Annotated in this window: 19 protein-coding genes; 11 read left to right on the top strand and 8 right to left on the bottom strand. The window is 41.3% G+C overall.

What is annotated here, in order from left to right; all coding sequences use genetic code 11:
- The first annotated feature begins 4 nt into the window (after window positions 1–4).
- The 3 genes from LC454_RS25475 to LC454_RS25465 all read left to right on the top strand — a co-directional run bounded on the left by LC454_RS25475 (window position 5) and on the right by LC454_RS25465 (window position 6,029).
- Window positions 5–3,274, top strand: coding sequence for a TonB-dependent receptor (locus LC454_RS25475; RefSeq protein WP_223585245.1), 3,270 nt, complete (start codon window positions 5–7; stop codon window positions 3,272–3,274).
- Between the two features lie 18 nt (window positions 3,275–3,292).
- Complete coding sequence (locus LC454_RS25470; RefSeq protein WP_223585244.1) at window positions 3,293–4,843, top strand: RagB/SusD family nutrient uptake outer membrane protein; 1,551 nt, start codon at window positions 3,293–3,295, stop codon at window positions 4,841–4,843.
- A 64-nt stretch (window positions 4,844–4,907) separates the two neighbouring features.
- Window positions 4,908–6,029: an acyltransferase family protein gene (locus tag LC454_RS25465; RefSeq protein ID WP_120257871.1), complete on the top strand. Its 1,122-nt coding sequence runs from the start codon at window positions 4,908–4,910 to the stop codon at window positions 6,027–6,029.
- 615 nt (window positions 6,030–6,644) lie between these two features.
- Here the strand turns inward: LC454_RS25465 and LC454_RS25460 are convergent.
- Window positions 6,645–8,090, bottom strand: a complete 1,446-nt coding sequence (locus LC454_RS25460) for an exonuclease domain-containing protein (RefSeq protein ID WP_223585243.1) — start codon at window positions 8,088–8,090, stop codon at window positions 6,645–6,647.
- A gap of 231 nt (window positions 8,091–8,321) precedes the next feature.
- On the opposite strand from LC454_RS25460, the gene LC454_RS25455 reads away from it, so the two are divergent.
- Window positions 8,322–8,603 carry a GNAT family N-acetyltransferase gene (locus LC454_RS25455; protein ID WP_223585242.1) on the top strand — a complete coding sequence of 94 codons (282 nt, stop codon included), beginning with the start codon at window positions 8,322–8,324 and terminating at the stop codon, window positions 8,601–8,603.
- Window positions 8,604–8,711: 108 nt separating this feature from the next.
- Here LC454_RS25455 and hutG read toward each other — a convergent pair whose 3' ends face one another.
- The 4 genes from hutG to hutH are packed head-to-tail and all read right to left on the bottom strand — an operon-like array spanning window position 8,712 to window position 14,543.
- Window positions 8,712–9,701, bottom strand: coding sequence for a formimidoylglutamase (gene hutG, locus LC454_RS25450; protein WP_223585241.1), 990 nt, complete (start codon window positions 9,699–9,701; stop codon window positions 8,712–8,714).
- A complete protein-coding gene (locus LC454_RS25445; RefSeq protein ID WP_223585240.1) occupies window positions 9,698–11,719 on the bottom strand; it encodes a urocanate hydratase in 2,022 nt (673 codons plus the stop codon). Before LC454_RS25445 ends, hutG begins: the two co-directional genes overlap by 4 nt.
- Window positions 11,716–12,969: an imidazolonepropionase gene (gene hutI, locus LC454_RS25440; protein ID WP_223585239.1), complete on the bottom strand. Its 1,254-nt coding sequence runs from the start codon at window positions 12,967–12,969 to the stop codon at window positions 11,716–11,718. The genes LC454_RS25445 and hutI overlap by 4 nt, the downstream gene beginning before the upstream one ends.
- An 11-nt stretch (window positions 12,970–12,980) precedes the next feature.
- Window positions 12,981–14,543 (bottom strand): histidine ammonia-lyase, encoded by a 1,563-nt coding sequence (gene hutH / locus LC454_RS25435; protein WP_223585238.1) that lies wholly within the window; start codon window positions 14,541–14,543, stop codon window positions 12,981–12,983.
- Between the two features lie 76 nt (window positions 14,544–14,619).
- Between hutH and LC454_RS25430 the strand changes: the two genes are divergently transcribed.
- The 6 genes from LC454_RS25430 to LC454_RS25405 all read left to right on the top strand — a co-directional run bounded on the left by LC454_RS25430 (window position 14,620) and on the right by LC454_RS25405 (window position 21,409).
- Complete coding sequence (locus LC454_RS25430) at window positions 14,620–15,534, top strand: LysR family transcriptional regulator (RefSeq protein WP_223585237.1); 915 nt, start codon at window positions 14,620–14,622, stop codon at window positions 15,532–15,534.
- Window positions 15,535–15,596: 62 nt separating this feature from the next.
- Window positions 15,597–15,887 carry an antibiotic biosynthesis monooxygenase family protein gene (locus tag LC454_RS25425; protein ID WP_120257879.1) on the top strand — a complete coding sequence of 97 codons (291 nt, stop codon included), beginning with the start codon at window positions 15,597–15,599 and terminating at the stop codon, window positions 15,885–15,887.
- Window positions 15,888–15,994: 107 nt separating this feature from the next.
- A complete protein-coding gene (locus tag LC454_RS25420; RefSeq protein WP_120257880.1) occupies window positions 15,995–16,501 on the top strand; it encodes an S-ribosylhomocysteine lyase in 507 nt (168 codons plus the stop codon).
- Window positions 16,502–17,146 carry a hypothetical protein gene (locus tag LC454_RS25415; RefSeq protein ID WP_223585236.1) on the top strand — a complete coding sequence of 215 codons (645 nt, stop codon included), beginning with the start codon at window positions 16,502–16,504 and terminating at the stop codon, window positions 17,144–17,146.
- A 266-nt stretch (window positions 17,147–17,412) separates the two neighbouring features.
- On the top strand, window positions 17,413–19,608 hold the full coding sequence (locus LC454_RS25410) for a bifunctional alpha,alpha-trehalose-phosphate synthase (UDP-forming)/trehalose-phosphatase (protein ID WP_223585235.1): 2,196 nt from the start codon (window positions 17,413–17,415) through the stop codon (window positions 19,606–19,608).
- Window positions 19,595–21,409 carry a glycoside hydrolase family 15 protein gene (locus LC454_RS25405; protein WP_223585234.1) on the top strand — a complete coding sequence of 605 codons (1,815 nt, stop codon included), beginning with the start codon at window positions 19,595–19,597 and terminating at the stop codon, window positions 21,407–21,409. The genes LC454_RS25410 and LC454_RS25405 overlap by 14 nt, the downstream gene beginning before the upstream one ends.
- A gap of 82 nt (window positions 21,410–21,491) precedes the next feature.
- Here LC454_RS25405 and LC454_RS25400 read toward each other — a convergent pair whose 3' ends face one another.
- The 3 genes from LC454_RS25400 to LC454_RS25390 form a co-directional block, all read right to left on the bottom strand.
- Window positions 21,492–21,677 carry a CsbD family protein gene (locus LC454_RS25400; RefSeq protein WP_104382022.1) on the bottom strand — a complete coding sequence of 62 codons (186 nt, stop codon included), beginning with the start codon at window positions 21,675–21,677 and terminating at the stop codon, window positions 21,492–21,494.
- Between the two features lie 49 nt (window positions 21,678–21,726).
- Window positions 21,727–21,996 (bottom strand): hypothetical protein, encoded by a 270-nt coding sequence (locus LC454_RS25395; RefSeq protein ID WP_223585233.1) that lies wholly within the window; start codon window positions 21,994–21,996, stop codon window positions 21,727–21,729.
- A gap of 303 nt (window positions 21,997–22,299) precedes the next feature.
- Window positions 22,300–22,878, bottom strand: coding sequence for a hypothetical protein (locus LC454_RS25390; RefSeq protein ID WP_223585232.1), 579 nt, complete (start codon window positions 22,876–22,878; stop codon window positions 22,300–22,302).
- Window positions 22,879–23,054: 176 nt separating this feature from the next.
- Between LC454_RS25390 and LC454_RS25385 the strand changes: the two genes are divergently transcribed.
- Window positions 23,055–23,405, top strand: coding sequence for a hypothetical protein (locus LC454_RS25385; RefSeq protein WP_223585231.1), 351 nt, complete (start codon window positions 23,055–23,057; stop codon window positions 23,403–23,405).
- Window positions 23,406–23,578 lie beyond the last annotated feature (173 nt).

Below are 23,578 nucleotides of genomic sequence, written 5' to 3'. Positions count from 1 at the left end.
AATTATGTATAAAGTTACAACGAATCATTTTGCGCATAAACGGGCAAAACTATTTGGTGCCCTACTTGCCATCCAGTGCCTAGCGACTGTAAATAACAAGGCTATCGCCTTGGTGAGTCAATCCAAAATTAAATTACATGATAAAGAATATACATTAGCAAAGTTTGCGCGAGAAATCGAACGGCAAAGTTCCTACGTATTTCTTTACGACAATTCTCAGATCAATGACAATCAAAAGATTCTGATCCATCATACGGACGGCTCCATTGAAGAAATTTTGAATGACAACCTAAAAGAACTATCGTATTCGTACAAAATCGTCAACAACACCATCGTATTAAAGAGGAAAATTGATATAGCCCAGGCAAATAATCAGACTGTCCAACAGCTGATCAAAGGGAAAGTCGTTGATATGGACGGAAAACCGCTAGCGGGCGTCACCATCCGAAATATTGATAATGGCCGCCAGGCCGAAACCAACAGTAAAGGCGAGTTTAGTATAGAAGGCGCACCGACACAACAACTAAGCTTTAGTTCTGTAGGTTATGAAACGGTAAATAATACGATCAGCAACAGCAACCCCTTGACGATTCAACTGAAAACGGCAAATAATCAACTGGAACAGATCGTTGTGATAGGTTTTGGAACGCAGAAGAAGAAAGATATTACCGGAGCGATTGCTACCATGAACACAAAGGATATTGAAGACAGACCGGTAACCCAGTTAGCTAGCGCCATGGAAGGGAAAATGGCTGGAGTAGAAATCGTCAAATCCTCGGGTCAGCCACAGGCTGGTTTCTCTATCCGTGTACGCGGAACGTCGACTATCACGGCCGGTAGCAACCCCTTGTATATTCTGGATGGTGTTCCTACAGAAAATATCTCCGAACTCAATCCTTCAGATATACAGAGCATCTCGGTGTTAAAAGATGCCGCATCTGCAGCTGTCTACGGTTCTTCGGGTGCCAATGGCGTCGTCCTCATTACAACCAAACGGGGGAATAATGGCAAAACATTAGTAAATTTCGAAACTTATCAGGGTTTTTCAACAATCTGGAAAAGACCAAAGGTATTAAATGCTGCGCAATACAAAGATCTGATGACCGAAGTTGGAGAAACAGCCGATTGGTCCAAATATTCAGCAGATACCAATTGGCCAGATCAATTGTTCCGCACGGGGCATAGCCAAAAATATCAGGCCTCTGTACGTGGTGGTGATGAAAAGACCGGGTTTTACATCTCAGGATCGTATCAGAAAGATAATGGTACCGTCATTACAAATACAGTCAACAAAGTCAATTTCAAAGTCAATCTCGATCATCAGATCAACAAGATATTCAAAGTAGGAACGAGCATGTCTTATAACCGCTGGTATGATGTGGATATTCCCGAAAATACACGGAATGGTGTTATTATGAATGCTTATTTAGGTTCCCCAGTGATTGGAATCTACGGTGACAAAGGTGCATTTACCGTAGACCCTTTTTATACAGACCTTGATAATCCTGTAGCATTGGCTACCGGAAATGAACATTCTTATGTCAATAATAGATTCACCGGAAATATCTTTGCTGAGGCGAATATCCTCCCTGAACTAAAATTCAAAACTTTATTTGGCTACGAGAAATACAACAATCAATACCGTAGTTTTGTCGATCCATTTCGTACTACCGAAGGCCGGAAATATAAGGGAATGGCCCAGCTGGACCAGCAGGATAATCAGTATTGGATGTCTGAAAACACCCTAAACTATGATAAGACATTCAATGAAAAACATCACTTCACCGGTTTATTGGGGTATATTACCACCAAAACACAAACAACAGGTTCAAGTATAAGTACGCAGAACTTCGCCAATCCAGCGATCCATACCGTTAATGGCGGATCGATGATTACAAGAATGCCTACTGCAAAGGATGCTACAATCACGACCGTTTCTGGTATCGCCAAAATCGGTTATGATTATAATGGCACCTATTTATTCACGGCCAATTTAAGAGCAGATGCATCTTCGGTATTTGGCCCCAACAACCGCTGGGGCTATTTCCCTTCCTTTTCAGCAGGCTGGCGCATATCAAATGAGGGTTTCTTCGAAGCCTGGAAAAATACAGTCAACGATTTAAAGATCAGAGCGAGCTGGGGTAAAGTCGGAAACAGCCAGATACCGGCCTTCGCCTACCTTGGCTTAATAGATGTGACAGGATCGTACGTCATTGGCGATCAGGTTGTACCGGGCTACACACCAATCACGCTGGACAACCCTAGCCTGAAATGGGAAACAACAAACCAGACGGATATTGGTCTTGATGCGAGTTTTCTAAACTCCCGATTGACTATTGCGGCAGACTATTACGCAAAAAAAACAGTAGGACTTTTACTTGATTCGCGTGTACCTTATAGTTCGGGATATGCCAAAGTCTTAAGGAACCTTGGCGATCTACAGAACAAAGGTTTTGAGTTTGAATTAAGTAGCCGGAATTTTGTCCAGGACTTCAAATGGAATACAACCCTAACCTTTGGTCTCAATCGCAACAAAGTCCTGAATATTGATGGTGGCACCTATTACGATGGTAATATTGACGGTCGTGGAAACAGTACCATCGCCAAAGAAGGCCTTGCTTTAGGCACCTTTTGGGGATACGTAGCCAAGGGTGTCAATCCGGAAACCGGCGATATGATCTATCAGATGGCTGATCCCGATGCAGGCCTTCAGACGAGCGATATGGCTGTTATTGGTAATGCTACACCTAAATTTTCTTACGGGATGACAAACGATTTCAGTTACAAAAACTTTAATTTATCTTTTTTCTTGCAAGGTGTACAGGGTAACGACATCCTCAATGCAACACGTATTTATACAGAAGGTATGTGGGAGCCTCGAAACCAAAGTGCGGAAGTCCTTAACCGTTGGAGTCCAACAAATAAAAACAGCACGATACCACGTCCCGATTTAAACACCACGGAGGATAATTACAATACCAAAATCTCTTCCCGATTTGTTGAAAAGGGATCCTATCTCCGATTAAAATCGCTAACACTCGGCTATACCATACCCAAACAGGTCCTGGAGAAATGGAAAATTAATAAGCTGCGTTTCTACGTGACCGGTGAAAACCTATTGACTTTTACCAAGTACTCCGGTTTGGATCCCGAGGTCAGTATGTACAGTGCAACCAATCAAGAAGTTGTGAGCTCCAATATGTCTCCGGGTATTGATTTCGGTACTTCACCACAGGCACGCACATTTATTGTTGGTTTAAACTTAACCTTTTAACCATTTAATTTGAATAACATGAGATCTAATCTATATACGTCGCTCACAATAGCCTTAATGGCATCCCTATCCTTCACTTCCTGTAAGAAGTTTTTGGACGTACAACCAACATCTACGGTAACCAGTGAAAATGCTTACCTGACAGGTGATAATATCGAAAAAGCGATGAATGGCGCTTATAATTCATTCATCGGAAATGGTACAAGACCAGGAAGTAATGCCAATTACTACCAATGGGAGATGATTTTACAAACTGATATCCGCTCTGACAATGCACACGCTGCGGGTGGTGGCGAGATTGACTTTGGGCAAATTGATTTCAACACCATCACCAATACCAATGATATGGTACGCAGGGACTGGGAAGAATTATATGGAGCCATTTCAAAATGTAATATTGTCATTGACAATGTGGGAAAAGTCACTGACCCTACTTTTTCAGAAGAGCGGCGTAAACAAATTTTAGGGGAAGCCTCCTTTTTGAGAGCATTCCATTACTACCAGCTGGTCAAATTGTATGGTGGTGTTCCGCTGGAAAAACACTCGAACAGCACAGACCCAGAAGTCATCCGTATCAAAAGATCAACTGTAGAAGAGGTTTATGACTTTATAGATTCGGATTTGCAAGTTGCCGTAAACAATCTGCCTGACGGATTTGGCCAACCTTCCATCGACAAAGTTCGCGCAACAAAAGGTGCCGCAAATGCCCTCCTGACCAAGATATGGGCACAGCGGCCAGATCGGGATTACAACAAGGTTCTCCAATACGCCAATGCAGTAATTAACGGAAAAGGTGGCTATCAACTGCTTCAAAACTATGCTGACCTCTTTGATGGCGCACACAACTACAACAATGAGTCAATTATAGAAATCCCATATGTCGCCGGAAGTCCCAATTTAAGTTGTTGGGGAGGTGCCTTCTTTTTCCCCGATCTGGATGGAAATGGACTGATCAATGAAAATGAATGGCGCAGATATGGCACTCCTTCTAAAGATCTTGTAGATGCTTATGACAAAGCGGGTGACACCAAACGAAAAAATGCCAATATATGGTTCTTTTCTGTCCCTTGGGCTGATGAATTCTGGAACCCTTGTGCAGATGGCAATACCAAAATCCCCTTTAATGTCAAACAAAAACACGCCAATAGTTTTCAGAGTGGAGACCACTTTTATTTACTGCGTCTAGCAGATATTGTTTTGTTAAAGGCTGAAGCTTTAAATGCCTTAGGCAATTCAAACGAAGCAATGAATACGCTTAACATCATCCGCCACCGCGCTGGGCTGCCCGATATCACAACAGGTAATGCAAGTCAGCTGAAATCTATTATACTCAATGAGCGCCGACTGGAACTTGCTTTCGAAGGACAACGTTGGGATGATCTAAATCGTTATGGTGTTACCGTGGACGTTATGAACAAGCTAAACGAGCTCAAGTTTACCTGTAACGAAGGAAATGTAAGTATCCCTACTCCAATAAAATATAATTTTAACCAAAATAGCCTCCTATTACCAATACCATTATTGGAAATGCAGGCAAACCCTAGCCTAACTCAAAATCCAGGCTATTAGTGACCAACCCGAGGCCGCTTTAGTTGAACTGAATTTACTAAAGCGGCCTTTTTTATATCAATTTATGAACCGCTTTAAATCATTAGACATATTTCGTGGATTTACAGTTGCAGCCATGATACTGGTCAATAATCCAGGGAATTACCACCATGTATATCCGCAGCTGGAACATTCCGCTTGGCATGGCTGTACATTTACAGATCTTATTTTTCCCTTTTTCCTGTTCGCCGTAGGAAATTCAATGGCTTTCTCCTTAAAAAAAATGGAAGAAATCCCCTCTGCGGTATTTCTAAAAAAAATCAGCAAAAGATTTCTATTATTATTTCTGATCGGCTTCTTATTAAATATTTTCCCTTTTGTGGAATGGAATAGCCAGCATCAGCTGGAGTGGCTGCCCACGGAAAAATACCGCTACTTTGGTGTTTTACAACGTATTGCCTTATGCTATTTTTGCAGTGCACTATTAATCTATTACCTCAAAGACAAGGGAGCCGTTATCACGAGTATCTTTCTGCTGCTTTTCTATTGGTTAATCTGCTATATAGCCAACCCCAATGATCCCTATAGCTTGGAAGGATGGTTTGGAACGACTTTGGACGTCAAGCTTTTCGGTGCTTCCCACCTTTATCATGGTGAAGGTAAAGCATTTGATCCCGAAGATATCTGGAGCGCACCCGCTGCAATCAGTCAAACTGTTTTTGGTTATATTACCGGAAAATATATTATTCAAAGATTAGCGGGAAAGAAAGAGCTGATCAGGCTATTTGCCTGGGGACTGGCCTTGATTGTAGCCGGATATTTATGGTCTTTTGCCTTCCCCATCAATAAAAAGATCTGGACCAGCAGTTATTGCCTATTCACAACTGGGATAGCCTTAGCTTTTCTGAGTCTGTTAATTTATCTGATTGAATTTCTAAAGATCAAAGGTCCGCTATACAGTGTGTTTGACGACTTTGGTAAGAACACACTTTTCATCTATTGTCTGAGTGGAATTGTTCCCAGCCTATGTGCCCTTATTTTGATACCAAATACAAAACAAAACCTCTGGGATTTTAGCTATCAAGCGATATTTGGAAACTGCACAAACCAAGCACTAGGATCAGTATTATTCGCCCTGTTCTTTGTTTTCCTCAATTGGTTAGTAGCCTTATTCCTCAGAAAAAAGAATATCTATATCAAAATCTAGGTCTAGGTTTATTGAAGCAAAAAATTCGGCATTTTCTACTGTCTACAAAGTAGACATCTCCATCAGAATGACAAAAAAAGGGCCTAGGCCCTTTTTATATATAAAGATATGGATAAGATATACCGTAGCTACTTTTAGAAAACGCCCCATATTTGTTTACTAATTCCGCCATTACAGTATGTATGCACTAAAGTAAGTCAAATTAACCCGGTAGAGAAAAAACAAGGGGGACAAAAGGGGGGACAAATCACAATAATTTGATATACAAACCATTACTGTTATAAGATAAAATAGCCAAAAGTGCTTTTTTAACAAAAAGAACAAGGTCTAATTTCATTTCGCAAGCACTTTCCATCTATAGGAGCAACGACAGACGCTGTCTCTGTATATAAAAAAGAAGACCTGAGGTTGGGAGCCCCAGGTCTTAACTAACCAATTATTAACCTAAATTATGAAAAGTCTTTTTTTATTATTCTACACAAGGAATATTTCAACTATTAGACCAAAAAGAGTGTCGATTTTATATTTCACATTTTTTTAACAAATTGCTGAGATTGATATGACGAATCTCCGCTTTCTGGATCCCCTGACTATATTATCGAATAATAGATCAACTTATTGGAAGAGCTTGTCTGTGGCAATTTTGTCATAATCAGTGTCAGGTTCAGCAGCTATAAGCCCAGCCGGATTTTGAGTCAGAAAATGCACCCTATTGGGATAGCGTTCAGCCATTTGCCTGACCAGCTCCATCATATAATGATTGCTTGGATAAACCTTTACCTGGGTTCTGATATCTGCTAAATCAGCATATTGACCATATAGATCAATATAGCCCATGCCATAAAACCGGCCATTTTCAATGACAATACAACTCTTTTCTTCTATACTCCGCCCCTTATCTATAAATACATAAGATGGTCTTTGTTTTAACCATTCATCAATACAACGCTCCACACGTGTATTATGCAATGCCTTGTCAGGCAAATCAGCTCGACTGACGGATTTAGCTGCCAAACTAGCAGTGCCAAAATGACAAAACTGAGAGCTAATCTCTCCTTCCTTCATAAAGGACTGTAATAATTGAATGGCATCGTATTCCCGTTGAAATAACTGAATGCAATCTTGGATCCGATTCATTTTACCTATTGCCAAATGGAGATACCCATTTTGATCTTCATAGCAAAACAAACCAAATTTTGGTTCATACCGTTTGAGTGCCCGATTATATTTGGGCCAAAGTCGTTTAATCTCCGCACATTCCAGTAGCAGGGACATCAGTTCTGTGCCACAAGACTCATAACTAATGTGATAGATCTCTTTTAAAAAATTTTGTCGCTGCGCCTGAATATTGTTACCTGTAAAGTGGGATAATACCCTTTTCTTGATATTGACCGCCTTCCCCACATAGATCACCTTCCCATTTCTATCATGAAAATAATAAACACCGGCGGTATCGGGCAATTGCTCAAATTCCTTCCGATCTAAATGTGGTGGAAACCGCTGATCGATCGCCTTATGTTTGATCATTTCCTGAAACACCTGTGTCGTATCGAGCGCGCGAAGATAAGCGAAAAGAATCGCTGTTGCATCGGCATCACCACCTGCCCTGTGCCTATTTTCGATGGGTATATCGAGGTAATCACACAAACGGCCCAAACTATAGGATAAAAGCCCCGGTTTGATCTTACGGGCATAGCGTACGGTACATAATTTAATGGAAGACCAGTCTATTCCGGCCTCCTGAAGCTGAAAACGAATGAAGGAATAATCAAAATTAACATTGTGTGCAACAAAAACCCGATCTTTCAATAATGCATAAATTTCCGGTGCAACATCCTCAAATAATGGCGCATCCGCAACCATCTCATTGTCGATACCCGTAAGCGCAAAAATAGAATTCGGAATTTCAACACCTGGATTTACCAAGGTCTCCCAACGATGCAGCACGCGATTACCGTCGTGTATAACGATTGCAATTTCAGTAATCCGGCTGGATTTTGCATTACCCCCTGTGGTTTCTATATCCACAATGGCAAACTCTTGTTTTTTGCTCCGATTCATAGTCATTCCTAAAACAAATATACTAACATATTTAGTATATCTATATTTTTTAGCATTTATTTGGCAAAAAGAGCAGATAGGCCTTGGCACATCAGTGATTAATCCCGATCAGCCTAACATCACTTGGTCAATTTTCGGCAATATTCGACAGGGTAAACAATTTGAGGATAATGTTGATCAGATTTTGTTTATTTTGGATATACTTTTATATAACACATCAAATTATCATCAATGGAAGTAGTACATAAAAACGACGAAAAACATGGCAGTTTTGAGGCAGTAGATCAAGGAAAATCAGCTGCACAAATGACATATACCTGGGCTGGGCCAACAAAGTTTATTATTGACCATACCGAAGTCCGCGAAAACTATACAGGCAAGGGATTAGGTAAACAACTATTGATGGCTGCCGTAGCCTTTGCCCGAAAAGAACATCTCAAAATCCTCCCCTTGTGTCCCTTTGCAAAGTCAGTCTTTGACAAAGAAGCGGAGTTGGCTGATGTACTTTTTTAGTGCAACGAGAAAAGATAAAAACAGGTTAGATCTTTCTATGAAAGATCTAACCTGTTTTTATCTTTTAGACAAGTCTTATTTCACCAAGACCTATCCAAATACAATCGATTAAAACCTATTTAAAAATTTAAAAATAAGATCTGCCGCCAGTTTTGCTGTACGGGCATCAATATCAAAATACGGGTTTAACTCCGCGATATCCATGGACCTCAAATTAGGCAGTTCCATAATAGCACTGTACAAGTCGAAAAATAGATCATCCGGAATAATACCATTGAAGGCTAGTGCACTTACGCCCGGTGCATAAGGAGCCGCGAAAACATCCAGGTCAACAGTTAAGTATATATAATCAACCTGACTGGCAAATGCTTCAATTTGCTTCTTAATAGCATTAAGCTTACCTGGAACCAGATCTCTTCGTTCAATAATCTGCGTATGCTTGGACTTTGCATAGTTGATAAGACCACTTGTATTGCTGATCTCCTGTATACCAATCGCCATATAGTGAAACGATTGGCCCATACCTTCACGGTCCGCTTCGATCTGGTAAAATCCTGTTCCTGAATTCCCCTGCCCTCCAGCAAGCGCACGCATATCCAAATGAGCATCTAGGTTGATAATACCGATCTTATGTCCACCATCAGCCAAAAAATCTTTTATTCCGAGATAATGTCCATAAGTCACCTCGTGTCCACCCCCCAATACAACAGGAAATCCACCGGCCTTAAGAATTGAAGACACAGCATAACCCAACGCTAATTGAGAAGAATCTAAATCACTATCTTTAAGCAAAATATCTCCAGCATCTTTAAGTTTTAGTTCAGATGAGAAATGAACCGGCAGATTAGCAAGTACATTCCGTACAGCGCCAGGTCCATCCTTCGCACCTACCCGTCCTTGGTTGCGGGCGACACCTTCATCACTGCAAAACCCTAAGAACACCACTGACTGTTTCAAATTGGGATCGACCAACAGGTCTGTACATTCCATCAATTGATGCCAGCGCATCCAATCCCTTTGTTCACCGTCGATTCGCCCTTTCCAGACGGCCTGGTCTCCCTTGGTATATAAGTCCCGCTGGTTAAGTAAAAGATTCATTCGTTGTCATTAAACAATTCATCAATAATATGGTCGTCCACCAGTTGTGCCCGGGTAACTTGTAGCGTTGGATTGCTTGCCATTGCACTATCCAAGGCTTGATTTGCCTCTTTATTACGCGCCCAGGCACGCCTAGCGATACCATTATTCACATCAAAGTACAACATTTTCTCCAGTTTACCTTCTGCGGCTACCGAACCATCAAGCAACATTCCGAAACCACCATTAATTACTTCGCCCCAGCCAACACCGCCACCATTGTGAATGGAGACCCAGGTCGCACCTCGAAAACTATCACCTATCACATTATGTATCGCCATATCTGCTGTAAACTGGCTTCCGTCGTAGATATTACTCGTCTCCCGATAAGGGGAATCCGTTCCACTGACATCGTGATGATCACGTCCCAATACGACTGGACCAGCGAGTTCTCCGTTTCGAACGGCTTCGTTAAATGCTTTGGCAATCGCAATACGGCCATTAGAATCTGCATACAGGATACGGGCTTGTGAGCCTACAACCAACTTATTCTTTCCGGCCTCCTTAATCCATTGAATGTTATCCAACATCTGCTGTTGGATCTCCTTTGGCGCAATCGCCTGAAGCGATGTCAGGACAGCCATTGCAAGCTGATCTGTCCTTTCCAGATCCGAAGGATCTCCGGAGGCACATACCCAACGAAACGGACCAAAACCGTAGTCAAAGCACATGGGCCCTAAAATATCCTGAACATAAGATGGATATATAAATTTATCCCCTTCCGAGTCCAATATTGCCGCTCCGGCACGACTACTTTCTAGCAGAAATGCATTGCCATAGTCGAAGAAATATGTACCCTTAGCAACATGGTTATTAATGGCATCTACATGACGAACTAAAGTTGCCTGAACAAGCTGCTTAAATCTATCCGGATCGGTGGCCATCAACACATTGGACTCATCAAACGATAAACCCATTGGATAATAACCTCCAGACCAGGGGTTGTGGAGCGATGTCTGGTCGGATCCAACAGTCACATGTATATGCTCACGGTCAAAGGCTTCCCAGACCTCCACAATATTACCAATATAAGCAAAGGATATCGTCTGCTTTTTATCCATCGCTACGCGAACCTGCTCCACCAATTGGGCAATATCTTCCACCAATACATCTACCCAACCCTGCTCGTGTCTTTTTTTCGCGGCCGCAGGATTGACCTCAGCGCAGACGGTAATGCAGCCAGCAATATTACCTGCTTTTGGCTGTGCACCACTCATCCCCCCGAGGCCGGAGGTCAAAAACACTTTTCCTTGGATAGACTCTCCAACTGGAAGCTGCCGACGGAAGGCATTCATAACCGTAATCGTTGTTCCGTGCACAATACCTTGTGGGCCAATGTACATATAGGAACCTGCAGTCATCTGCCCATATTGGGTGACACCAAGCGCATTGTACCGCTCCCAATCATCGGGTTTAGAATAATTCGGAATCATCATACCATTGCTGACAACAACCCGGGGAGCATGCTCCGAAGATGGAAATAAACCCATTGGATGCCCACTGTACATATGCAGCGTCTGTTCATCCGTCATCTGGGAAAGATAATGCATTGTTAGGCGGTATTGTGCCCAATTTTGAAATACGGCACCATTACCGCCATAAGTAATCAGCTCATGGGGATGTTGGGCAACTGCAGGATCCAAATTATTCTGAATCATCAGCATAATGGCTGCCGCTTGTTTACTTTTTGCCGGGTAGGCTGCTATCGGACGTGCATACATTTCATAACTTGGCCTAAAGCGATACATATAGATCCTTCCGTACGCTTTTAATTCGGCCAGAAACTCCGATGCCAATTCCGCATGCCATGATTTTGGGAAGTAACGCAGGGCATTTCTAAGCGCAAGCTTTTCCTCTTTTTTCGAAAGAATATCTTTGCGTCGTGGTGCATGACTTACAGTCAGATCACGCGCTATCTTGGGGGGTAGCTGCGAAGGGATACCTTCTGCAACTACACGACTAAATACATTGTCCATCATCGTTCAATTGAAAACACTTCCTTACCATTTTTCCAGACAGCCGAAGGCTGCATACTTCCTTGATAATAAGTGATATTTTGATAATTATCGGTCTGAAATAAACTAAAATCCGCTCGCATTCCCTTAACCAGCTTGCCGCGATCATGCAGATTCAAGGCATGTGCTGCCCGGAAGGTCAATGCTGACAAAACCTCCGCGTTGCTGAGCTTTTCCATCGTTGCCAATATACAGGCACTGGTCAGCAATTGGCCAATCGGCGCAGAACCCGGATTCCAGTCACTTGCGATTGCTAAACTTGCACCAGCGTCCAACAGTTTGCGTGCCGGCGTGAAAGCACAACCGATACCAATAGATGCCGCAGGCAATGCCACAGCAACGGTATCTGAATGCGCCAAAAGCTCAATCTCGACGGCTGTAGACGCTTCAAGGTGATCAGCGGATCGTGCTCCTAATTCCACTGCAACTTGACTTCCGGAGGTACTGAACTGATCTGCATGAACCGTCAAATCGAAGCCCATTTCTTTGGCCCGTTGCAAATACGGTTTGATCGTTTCGGCATCAAATGCTGTTTTTTCAATAAAAGCATCCACTCGATTGGCCAACTGCTGTGCTTTCAATTCTGGGAAGAGAGTTGCCTCCATCAAATCAAGGTAATCTTTCGCCGATCCTTTATAGTCCCGAGGCAGCATATGTGCTGCTAAACAAGTCGGTATTAAATCCGCAGCAGTTTGGCCATTTGCCCTCTTAATAGCGCGCAAAATCTTAAGTTCTCCTTCAACTTGAAGACCATAACCACTTTTAACTTCGATAGTTGTAACACCTTGACGCAATAAAAAATCGGAGCGATCGATAGTCAGTTGTACCAATTCATCTTCGGCACTAGCTCTTGTCTGGGATACCGTACTCCAAATTCCACCACCGGATTCCGCAATTTCCAGATAGGAAGAGCCTGCGTTGCGAAGCGCAAAATCATTTGCCCGCTGCCCTGCATAGCTAATGTGGGTATGGCAATCCACGAAGCCTGGTAAAGCGACCTGATCACCTTCAAGATGGATGATGGTAGCTCTTTCCTGCCATTGTTGATATAAAAGGTTAAAATCACCTATCTCTTGAATGATTTCTCCTTCAATCAAAATGCCAGCGTGATCAATTACCTGTAATTCGTCATCCTTTATAGCACCTTTCAATGAAATATGCTCCATTGTCAATAATTGCCTGAAAGGACCTATAAGTTTTAAATCTTTTTCCATGATATGCCAATCTAAAATGTATCAAAACATTCTACCAACGCGATCTCAACATCTTGTTGTGGATTAGTCTGCTGACGTAGGATAATCAGTTGGCCCGATTTGACCAATTCCAATGCATTCGTTAACAAAGCTTCCATTGGCTGATCGGATTCAATATGTGGAATAAACTGCCGTATGCGTTCATGGACCGCTTCCAATGCCGGAGTAGACCGCAGCGGGTGATGATAATCCTTCGCCTGTGCTGCGCATAACAATTCAATACTTAGAATTTTATCCACATTATCTATGACCTGAAGCAGCTTTCTACCAGAAATGGAACCCATACTCACATGATCTTCTTGTCCCAGTGATGTTGGGATACTATCCGCACTTGCTGGAAAACACAAACCCTTATTCTCACTTGCAATAGCAGCTGTACTATATTGAAGAATCATAAAACCAGAATTAAGTCCTGTCGATTTCATCAACAACTTAGGCACCCCATTGGTTTGCCCCTCTAGGGATAAATACACCCTCCGATCTGATATATTACCTATTTCCGATACGGCGAGCGTAGCATAATCCAAAGGTAAGGCAATAGACTGCCCATGGAAACTACCGCCACTGATCGTTAATTCATCGTTTATAATAACAGGATTATCTGTTACCGAGTTGATTTCAACCTCGATCGTATCCTTTAAGTGAAGCCATGCATTACGTGAAGCGCCATGCACCTGTGGGATACAACGTAAAGAATACGGATCTTGAACACGCGAACAATCTTTATGACTTTCTAAAATAGCTGACCCATAAAGTAAGGAATGGATATTTGAAGCAACATAGCGATTGCCAGCGTGTGGACGCAGTTGATGTAATTCGGAAAAGAAAGGTTTAAAGGATCCATTCAGTCCCTCAATCATCAATGCGGCAATAATATCCGCATTTTGAAGTACTCTGTTGAACTCACTAACTGCTTTCACACCATGAGCAGCCATAAATTGTGTCCCATTGATCAAGGCCAACCCCTCCTTAGCACCTAATTGAACAGGCTTAAGACCATGTTGCGCTAAAATATCCGCCGTTGTATAAATTTCACCCTCGACATTCACTTTGCCAAGCCCAATCAGGGGCAGGAAAAGATGGGACAATGGTGCCAAGTCTCCCGACGCACCAACTGAACCTTGTTTGGGTACAACAGGAATAACATCCTGCTCGATATGCCATATTATACGTTCCAATGTACTGTACTGAACACCCGAGAAGCCCTTGGCCAATGCATGAACTTTCAATATAAGCATCACTTTGGCCAAATCATTTGCGATAGGCTCGCCCATCCCTACAGCATGGCTCTTCAGGATATTCTCCTGCAACACCTGCGTCTGATCCGCATCAATCAGTGTCGTACAAAGTGGACCAAACCCCGTATTGATACCATAAACCACCTGCCCACGTTCGACAATCTGGTGTACATAGGCTGCACTCCGATCGATAGCTGCCTTCACTTCTACTGAGATTTCCCCTTTAACTTCACCTTTTGCTATTGCCAAGGCAATGGAACTGGTTAAATGTCCACTGCCGTATAAAAATTTTTCCATTGTTATAAAGCTTTTATCAAATTTAGCCGCTATATTTAATAATTAGAAATACCATTTTTATCATCAATTGATAACCATGAATTATCAGACAGAACTTAGACATCTTCTTTATTTTAAAGTATTAGCCGAAGAGCTACATTTCAGAAAAGCTGCTGAACGGCTTTTCATTGCCCAGCCGGGACTGAGCCGACAGATCAAGCAACTGGAAGAAAACTATCATGTAACGCTGTTTGAGCGCAATAAAAGAAATGTCTCCTTAACGGAGGCCGGAGGTTATCTCTTTGACGAGGTGAAAGAACTGTTTAGACATCTAGATCAGATTGAAACGCAGCTCCAGAGTTTAGCCAACGGCAAGATCAGCACCCTAAAGTTGGGCTTTATCGGATCGGCAGTACAAACAATATTACCTCAGTTGTTGCTCACCCTCAAACAAAAGCAACCCGACATCGAACTGTCGCTACACGAACTTGCCAATGAAACACAATTGGATCTTATTCAAAAAAAAGAACTTGATTTCGGTTTTGTCCGTCTTTCCGAAACACCGATAGGATTGCATAGCCTTCCTATTCATACAGAACATTTCAGTCTGGTACTACCAAACAATCATCCCTTGTTAAAACAGGAAAAACCTGATCTGTACCAATTGAAGAACGAATCCTTTATTCTGTTTTCCAAAAATTACAGTCACTCCTATTATGATTTGGTCATGAGTATTTTTCAGGATCATCAGTTTACACCAAAAGTTACACTCCGGACGGTAAATGCATTAACCATATTTAATATGGTGGCACAGGGACTAGGGGTTGCCATTGTACCGGCCTCTTTAAAAAATGGTTATCAGGTTGATGTGCGTTTTCTTGAACTGGATGGCTTAGCACAACGAACCACCTTATCTTTGGTATGGAATGCCGAAAACCGCAATCCAGGGATACCTTTCGTTTTAGACATTATTGCCTCTCAGGGCCTGAAAGCTATCATTACTGACGCTTAGACCTTTTTTATCGTGGAAATATTTGATATATTTACTTGACTATATATTTAAAAAAACAAATTATGATTTTAGAAGTAGCTGTACTACAAATTATCGAGGGACAACAGTCTAATTTCGAACGTGATTATAAGACTGCTTGCCAGTACATTAGCGCCAGCAAAGGGTATATAACACATTCACTCCGCAAATGCCTTGAAAAGGATAACCAATACATCCTATTGGTCGAATGGGAAACTTTAGAGGATCATACAGTAGGTTTCAGAGAATCTCAATTATTTAAGGAATGGGAAAAACTATTACATCACTATTATGACCCCTTCCCGACAGTGGAACATTATGAAGTGTTAAAATAGTTTTTTCATCCATCTTTTTCAATAATATCTACTACCTTTGTAGGAATTATAAATTCAACTTTTAACCCCTGTAAAGTCCTGGACTTTATAGCTATGTACAGAATAAGATGTATACAAAAGAAAAAGCAAAAGTAAATAGTTTCACGGTAGACCATACCAAATTGAAACAAGGGATATATGCTAAAGCTTCCAATACCAATAGTAGCGCTATTGAAAGCTATACGACTTACGATATCCGCATGATCAGACCAAATTCACCGGAACGCATGTTGTCTCCGGAGGTGATGCATACATTGGAGCATTGTTTTGCGACAGAAATTAGAACAATTTTGGGTGATGAAGTCATCTATGTTGGTCCAATGGGATGCTGCACCGGATTTTATGTGGTCTTAGCGGGTACAGACAGAAGTCCCCAAGCTGTAGCCGAATTGATGAAAGAAGTGCTGGAAACGATTTTGACTGAAGGATACGAAGTACCTTTTCAAAATCCGATCAGCTGTGGTAACTACACATTCATGGATTTCACTACATCGAAACAAGCCTGTGTCAATTTCTTGCATTTAATCAATGCTGGAGAGCTCGCTTTCGAATACCCTTATATTGAAGAAAATTAAATGATTCTTAACAAAGAGATTGAAACAATCATTCTGGTAGCAAATAAAAATGAATTATCTTTTACTACCGAAAATAAATCAACCTTCATCTATGAAATAGGTGTTGGAAAAGTAAACGCGCTTTTGTCGTTGGCAACGCTCTATGAAGACATCAAAGCACTGGGCATCAATCCTGTTCTACTGAATGTCGGCACGATCGGATGCACAAAATACCCAATTGGGCATGTATTGTATCCGAGCTACTATGCTCAGGGCGATGCTTATACAGATGGATTCTTTTTAGAAAATACACTTTTCCTAAAAGGACAAGGAGTAATCGAATCGGTTTCTCTTGACGAATTTAACTACGAAGAGGCGCTGCTGACTTCAGATCGTTTTATCAATGTCAATACGGCATTCTATCACGATATCAGACACCTGAACCCTTTGGCCTTTGATATGGAATCCTATGCGCTGGCAAATTTCTGCTTGCTCAAAAATCTGCCTTTTCACAGTATTAAGATCGTTTCAGATAACTGTGATGGTACAGTAAAAGATTGGGAAAGTATCCTTGGTGAAATTTCGGGGCGATTGGGGACAATCCTCGATGAGTTTATGAGAGACCGACTGGTCAAGGAAAAAATAGACATCCCGAGCGTTTCATAAGACTGAACACGCTATAAAAAGACCTGTAGCGAACACTACAGGTCTTTTTTTTGAAATAATTATCACCCCTATTTACAGCTAAAAGTAAAGCGGAACTAACTATTACCTAAATTTTCTATTTAAGTCCGATAAAAATCACCAATAGACCTTATTTGAATTAATCAAAACGATTTTGAGCTAGGCTTTGTTCAGTTATATAGGTACGCACCCATCGTTATATTCATTATAACTCTTCTAAACTGCAAATAAATCGATCTAATATTTTTATGAAGAATAAAAAGAAAATAATAATTTCAAATAGACTGCCGATACAAATAGAACGAAAAAAAGACAAACTTATCATCAAACCTAGTGCCGGTGGTTTGGCTACTGGCCTAAATTCAGCCTTTGACTCTACTGAAATCTGCTGGGTTGGCTGGCCGGGAATAGTTCCCAAAGATAACAGTGAAAAAGAGAAAATCATTGCACTGCTCAAGCCGATGAATCTGCTACCCGTCTTCTTATCAAAAGAGGAAATCCACAACTTCTACGAAGGCTACTCCAATGAGGTCCTCTGGCCGATCTGCCATTATCAGCCGAGCTATATTCACTTTGACCGGGAATACTGGTCGACCTATGTTACTGTCAATAAAAAATTTTGTGATGCTGCACTAGCCATACAAGATGCTCCTGATTTTATTTGGGTACAGGACTATCAGCTCATGTTGCTGCCACAATTATTACGTCAAGAAAATCAGGAACTCAATATCGGCTATTTTCACCATATCCCCTTCCCATCGGAAGAATTATTTATGAACCTTCCGCAGCGGAAAGAACTCATTGGGGGCTTACTCGGCGCCGATCTTATTGGCTTTCACACATTTGCAGACAGTCAGAACTTTCTTAACGCCTGCAAGAAAGTATTGCATGTACCTTGTGGTCACAATCAGCTCAAATACAGAGATAGACATATATTTGTCGAATCCTTTCCCATGGGAATAGACTACGACAAGTTTGTCCACACGAGTTCGCTTCCCGAAGTTAATGCCATCGCTACCCAATTTCGCAGTCATTTTCCAGACCAAAAAATAATAATATCAGTAGACCGGCTTGACTATAGCAAAGGAATATTGGAAAGACTACGTGCTTTCCTAACCTTCCTTGAAAAATATCCAGAATGGCATTCAAAAGTCATACTGTATATGCTTATCGTTCCTTCCAGAGATAAGGTGTCACAATATAAAAAACTGAAAGATGAAATCAACCGAAAAGTAAGCGAGATCAATTCAATTTATGGCAATCTAAGTTGGACTCCCGTACTCTATTTTTATAAATCCCTTCCATTTGAAGAACTTATAGGACTCTATATTGCATCTGATATATGTATGATTACCTCTACGAGAGATGGAATGAATCTCGTTAGCAAGGAATATATTGCCTGTAAGACCAATTCTGATGGTGTATTGATCCTGAGTGAATTTGCAGGTGCTTCGAAGGAACTCGTAGATGCGCTTATTGTCAACCCATACAACCGAGCTGAAACTGCGGATAGTATCTATCATGCGCTTAGAATGCCACCAGAAGAGATTCGCGAACGTACGGAAGCGAATCGCCAGATTATACAGAAGTTTAACGTGCAGCACTGGGTTCGCCTTTTTCTAGATCGTATGGCAGAAACAAAGGCCATACAACGTGATGAATGGGCAAGGCGAATTTCAGATAAAGTTTTTAACAGTATAGCTGAACGGTACAAACAAAGCCATAACAGGCTCTTTTTTTTGGATTATGACGGCACACTGGTCAAATTTCAAAATAATGCCCAAAAAGCCAGCCCAACTGTTCTTTTGTACAATCTTCTGGATAGTATTATCGCCGATCCACTCAATACTTTGGTTATCATCAGCGGGCGTTCGCAGGAGAGCTTGTCTACCTGGTTTGACGGACGCTCCTACTATTTGGTCGCTGAACATGGGATATGGTCTAATTTCCCCAACTTTAACTGGGCCTACAAAAAGGGCTTGGCGCTACACTGGATGCCCGAAGTCAAAAAGCTGATGGAAAAGTTGGCTGATCAGACACCCGGCGCCTTTATAGAAGCCAAACCATACTCCTTGGCCTGGCATTACCGTAAAGTGGAACAAGGGCTCGGAGAACTCAAAGCGGCAGAACTGAAGGAAATTTTAAATCCCATGTTAAATGACTATGGATTACAGCTCCTTGATGGAAATGCGGTAATTGAAGTTAAGAATACCGAAGTCAACAAAGGAAAAGCTGCACTAGAAATCGCGGGACATATTAAAGCCGATTTTTTATTGGCTATCGGTGATGATGTCACCGATGAAGATCTTTTCAAATATCTGCCCCGCTCAACTATTAGCATCAAAGTTGGCAACAATAAATCGGCAGCAAAATATTATTTGGATCAACAGGAAGATGTACTTCAATTTTTAAATCAACTTATTATAAATCATGAAGGAAAATAAGACAGCAAACAGACATATGTATCAAGCGGGTATAATTGGCAACTGTTCCTATATAGCGCATGTAGACATCAACAGTAATATCTCTTGGTTATGTTGGCCATCATTTGAAGATAGTTTTGTTTTTGGTGGTCTAATAGATAAAAACCAAGGGGGCTGTTTCGTCGTAAAACCGGAAGAAGAAATTGTAGAAACGAAACAGTATTACATCAAAAATTCAAATATCCTCTGTACAGAAATCCATACTGAATCTTTTGCCTATCGCATTACAGATTTCGCCCCCCGATTCGAACAATTTGGACGATATTTTAAACCGTTGATGTTGATCCGTAAAATAGAACCGCTACGCGGGGCACCCAGTGTTAATATCCAATGTCAACCAACAGGAAATTATGGTCGTAATGCGTTAAAAGCTACACGGGGAAGTAACCATATTCTCTATAGTAGTGCTGATATCGGTGAACGCATTCGCCTGACGACAGATGTACCTATATCACATTTTTTTCAAGAGGACAGCTGGACAATCATCAGCGAGAATAAATATCTTATATTGACCTATGATGCAGCTTTCGAATCTGCGATTGCCAGTACCTGTGAAGACTTCTTTGTCAAAACATTGAGCTACTGGCAGCGCTGGATTAAAAGATGCAGTATCCCCAATATTTACCAAAAAGAAGTGATTCGTTCGGCCCTGGTACTCAAATTACACCAATATGAAGATACGGGAGCTATTATTGCCGCATCGACCACCAGCCTACCCGAATTTCCGGGTTCAGGAAGGAACTGGGATTATCGCTATTGTTGGGTCCGTGACAGCTATTATGTATTGACCGCATTGACACATATCGGTCAGTTTGAAGAAATGGAAAGTTTTGCCAACTATATCGCTGGTATTACGCATCACAACCCGGGAAGGCTTCAACCCTTATATGGCATATTGGGAACCTCTGAATTGACGGAACATATCCTACCTGATCTAAAAGGATATCAAGATAGTGGTCCTGTTCGCATCGGCAATCAAGCATTCGAACATATCCAGAATGATGTTTATGGCCAGGCGATGATAGCCCTACTCCCACTGTTTACAGACCAACGCTTCAAAATCCACGAGAACAAAAATGTATTAGGCTGGGTAAACTTTATCCTGGAGAAAATCGAAGCAACGATCGATGAGAAAGATGCCGGAATCTGGGAATTCAGAAATTTTGCCAATCACCATTGTTATTCCAACCTTTTTCAATGGGTCGGCTGCAAGGCTGCTTTGCTTATCGCACGCCAAAATGGTTATCAAGATATGGAACAGCGCGCCACTGTTTTGCTCGAAAAGGCAGCCACCTATATTGAAGCCTGCTATGATGAAGAAAGAAAAGTTTACCAAAATGCATTGAACAGCCGAAATTTAGATGCCAGCACACTACAGCTGATTGTCATGGATTACTTAGATCCCAAATCAGATCGGGCTTGGCAGCATCTCGAAATGCTTGAAAAAGAACTGAAAGGTGAAAATGGACTCTTTTACCGCTACAAGCACCAAGATGATTTTGGTAAACCCAAATCTACCTTTTTAGTCTGTGCATTCTGGTATGTGGAGGCTTTGGCCTGCGTAGGAAGAGTTGAAGAAGCAAAAGAAATACTGGAAAAGTTGTTGGCCTACAGTAACCATCTAGGTTTATTCAGTGAGGATGTTACGGAAGATAATGGTAGCCAATGGGGCAATTTCCCACAGGCATACAGCCACGTAGGACTGATGAACGCTGTATATCGGCTCGCCATTAAATTGGACAAGCCCATCTTTTCATTATAATACATAAAAGCATAAAAAATGCGGTCAAAAAATATTGACCGCATTCTCTTCTTATATGTAAGTTTACAACTTAATCGAATGCTTACATTTTATCTAACCAATCTTCCACCTCTTCTTTTGTCTTACCAGTTTTTTGTTGCAACTTTCCTAACAACTCATCTTCTTTACCTTCTGCATATAACAAATCATCATCGGTCAAATCAGCATATTGTTGCTTTACTTTTCCTTTTAATTCGTTCCAACGTCCTTTCCATGTTAAATTACTCATAATACTTCTTTTTAGTTTAAAAATGAATTGATATATTATATTAAAGTTTTTATATCAACGTTTGTTTATATTCATCGAAATGTTCGCATATTTCTTCCATTCCGATACTTTTACCCATTAGATCAATGAAGCGGTTTTTATAAAGTGAAAAAATATACAAACCTGTTGCAATATTCCCGATAACAAATATGCCTTCAAGTTCGTTGCTTCTAACGATCTTATCCTTCAGGTGACATTCCTTTAGCAATGGAATATTGTAGGAAGACCATTTTCCCATTCGATCTCTAAGTATCAGTCCGATATCTTTTGCTTTCACCATTGTTATTGTCTTTTCTAACGATAGAACAGTTGTCAAAGATCAAATGTTTCAAAAATTTAACGACTAAAAACAGAACAAGTGTTTAATTTTTAGTCCACCGTATTTATACGTCGTTTATCTTTCGACTACCTAGCCCAACTATTGGTCATGGCAGGAGGCATACTATTATTCCAGGCCCCTACCTAGCATTTCCGATTACCTAATTTCATTGGGAATACCCAGATAAACACCGTCGATTGAAAAAAAGTTTCCAAACCTTTCGGAATGGAAACTTGATGTTAAAGGTCTCCCATGGAGTAAGTTTTATTTTTTACCGGGCAAGTAGATCTGGAATCCTACGCCTACACCCAAACCACTCGCTCCAGTACCGGTATTAATGCTGGCCTTGCTATAGTTGTAACCGAAAGTTGCTTCTAAGGCTACAGTTCTTGTAATAAAATGCGCATAACCAACATTTGCACCTAATGCCAATGCAGCACTTTTTCCAACCGAGCTCCCAGAGATACCGACATCACCCTGACCGAAAAAACGTCCTGTGGACGAGCCACCTTGAGGAAAATAGTATCGAACAAAAGGAGCTATACCATAGGTCCATTCGTTGTCCGCATCCTTCTGTGTTCGCAATCCAAGATTAGCCTGTGCGCCGATCGCTAAACCGTCTGACACAAAATAGCCTGCGCGCGGTTGCAATGCGGCATTAAATGACTTTCCTTCAAAACTATAACCCAGACTACCGATTGATCCACCGACCATCCAGTTGCCTTGGCGGATAGGCTCAACACCGACATCGGAGGACATCTGTGGTGTAGTTTCGATCTTCTGCGCGTTTGCCTGTAAACAAATACCGCCTGTAACCAATAAAAGTAGTGCAAATTTTCTCATAGTATCTTTTTTAATAAATTACTTTAATTTAATAACAAGCTCTATCGTTGAAAAGTTTTGTATTTATTATTAATTTCATTTTTAGTACAGAAACTATATTATCCCATCCAATAGCAGCCCCATCGCACAAAAAGACAACGATTCGATGCTGACAGCTGTTCAACCTTTAAAAAGGAATGATGAGAACAACAATTCAATTTCGTAGTGGTGCGCCGATGACATTTGAAGATGCTTTTATACTACTAAACGAAATAGACCCTATCGGCAATAGCCCAGGTACGGATAATGGAACACCCGTACGCAAAGCTCCAAAGGTTCCTGACTCGAAAGAAGTAACACCGGATAACTATTATCCGGAAAGTGCTAACGGCCCCGATCCGACAGAGGAAGAGCAACGTGACAGAGATGATCTGGATCATATCGATCCAGAACATGACAAACATCCACAGAGGCCGGATCATGAAGAAGAGGATATCTATCCGCCCGATGCTGACCAGGAGGAGGATGTGGAGGAAAAAGGCTTATAATACAAGGACTAAAATAAAACGATATGACTAAAAATAATGAAAAAACGAGACTGTAACATGAACTGTGTCAGAGGAATAATTCAATAAGATTATTTATATTCAATTATTCAAACGACACGGTCATGAAAGAAAAAGACCCATTCGACTTTGAACGCTTCAAGGCAGAAGCCATG

The organism is Sphingobacterium sp. GVS05A (genome assembly GCF_019969845.1).
Classification (GTDB): Bacteria; Bacteroidota; Bacteroidia; order Sphingobacteriales; family Sphingobacteriaceae; genus Sphingobacterium.
The sequence above is the reverse complement of the archived record's forward strand: the minus strand, read 5'-3'. Positions and strand labels throughout refer to the sequence as shown.

Bases quoted from the DNA above. Each gene is read 5' to 3' on its own strand.
- LC454_RS25475 (WP_223585245.1), top strand. From the start codon at position 5: ATGTATAAAGTTACAACGAATCATTTTGCGCATAAACGGGCAAAACTA.
- LC454_RS25405 (WP_223585234.1), top strand. From the start codon at position 19,595: ATGAAGGAAAATAAGACAGCAAACAGACATATGTATCAAGCGGGTATA.
- LC454_RS25465 (WP_120257871.1), top strand. From the start codon at position 4,908: ATGAACCGCTTTAAATCATTAGACATATTTCGTGGATTTACAGTTGCA.
- LC454_RS25395 (WP_223585233.1), bottom strand. From the start codon at position 21,996: ATGGTGAAAGCAAAAGATATCGGACTGATACTTAGAGATCGAATGGGA.
- hutH (WP_223585238.1), bottom strand. From the start codon at position 14,543: ATGGAAAAATTTTTATACGGCAGTGGACATTTAACCAGTTCCATTGCC.
- LC454_RS25415 (WP_223585236.1), top strand. From the start codon at position 16,502: ATGATTCTTAACAAAGAGATTGAAACAATCATTCTGGTAGCAAATAAA.
- LC454_RS25430 (WP_223585237.1), top strand. From the start codon at position 14,620: ATGAATTATCAGACAGAACTTAGACATCTTCTTTATTTTAAAGTATTA.
- LC454_RS25445 (WP_223585240.1), bottom strand. From the start codon at position 11,719: ATGATGGACAATGTATTTAGTCGTGTAGTTGCAGAAGGTATCCCTTCG.
- LC454_RS25425 (WP_120257879.1), top strand. From the start codon at position 15,597: ATGATTTTAGAAGTAGCTGTACTACAAATTATCGAGGGACAACAGTCT.
- LC454_RS25390 (WP_223585232.1), bottom strand. From the start codon at position 22,878: ATGAGAAAATTTGCACTACTTTTATTGGTTACAGGCGGTATTTGTTTA.
- LC454_RS25410 (WP_223585235.1), top strand. From the start codon at position 17,413: ATGAAGAATAAAAAGAAAATAATAATTTCAAATAGACTGCCGATACAA.
- LC454_RS25460 (WP_223585243.1), bottom strand. From the start codon at position 8,090: ATGAATCGGAGCAAAAAACAAGAGTTTGCCATTGTGGATATAGAAACC.
- LC454_RS25385 (WP_223585231.1), top strand. From the start codon at position 23,055: ATGATGAGAACAACAATTCAATTTCGTAGTGGTGCGCCGATGACATTT.
- LC454_RS25400 (WP_104382022.1), bottom strand. From the start codon at position 21,677: ATGAGTAATTTAACATGGAAAGGACGTTGGAACGAATTAAAAGGAAAA.
- hutG (WP_223585241.1), bottom strand. From the start codon at position 9,701: ATGAATCTTTTACTTAACCAGCGGGACTTATATACCAAGGGAGACCAG.
- LC454_RS25470 (WP_223585244.1), top strand. From the start codon at position 3,293: ATGAGATCTAATCTATATACGTCGCTCACAATAGCCTTAATGGCATCC.
- LC454_RS25455 (WP_223585242.1), top strand. From the start codon at position 8,322: ATGGAAGTAGTACATAAAAACGACGAAAAACATGGCAGTTTTGAGGCA.
- LC454_RS25420 (WP_120257880.1), top strand. From the start codon at position 15,995: ATGTATACAAAAGAAAAAGCAAAAGTAAATAGTTTCACGGTAGACCAT.
- hutI (WP_223585239.1), bottom strand. From the start codon at position 12,969: ATGGAAAAAGATTTAAAACTTATAGGTCCTTTCAGGCAATTATTGACA.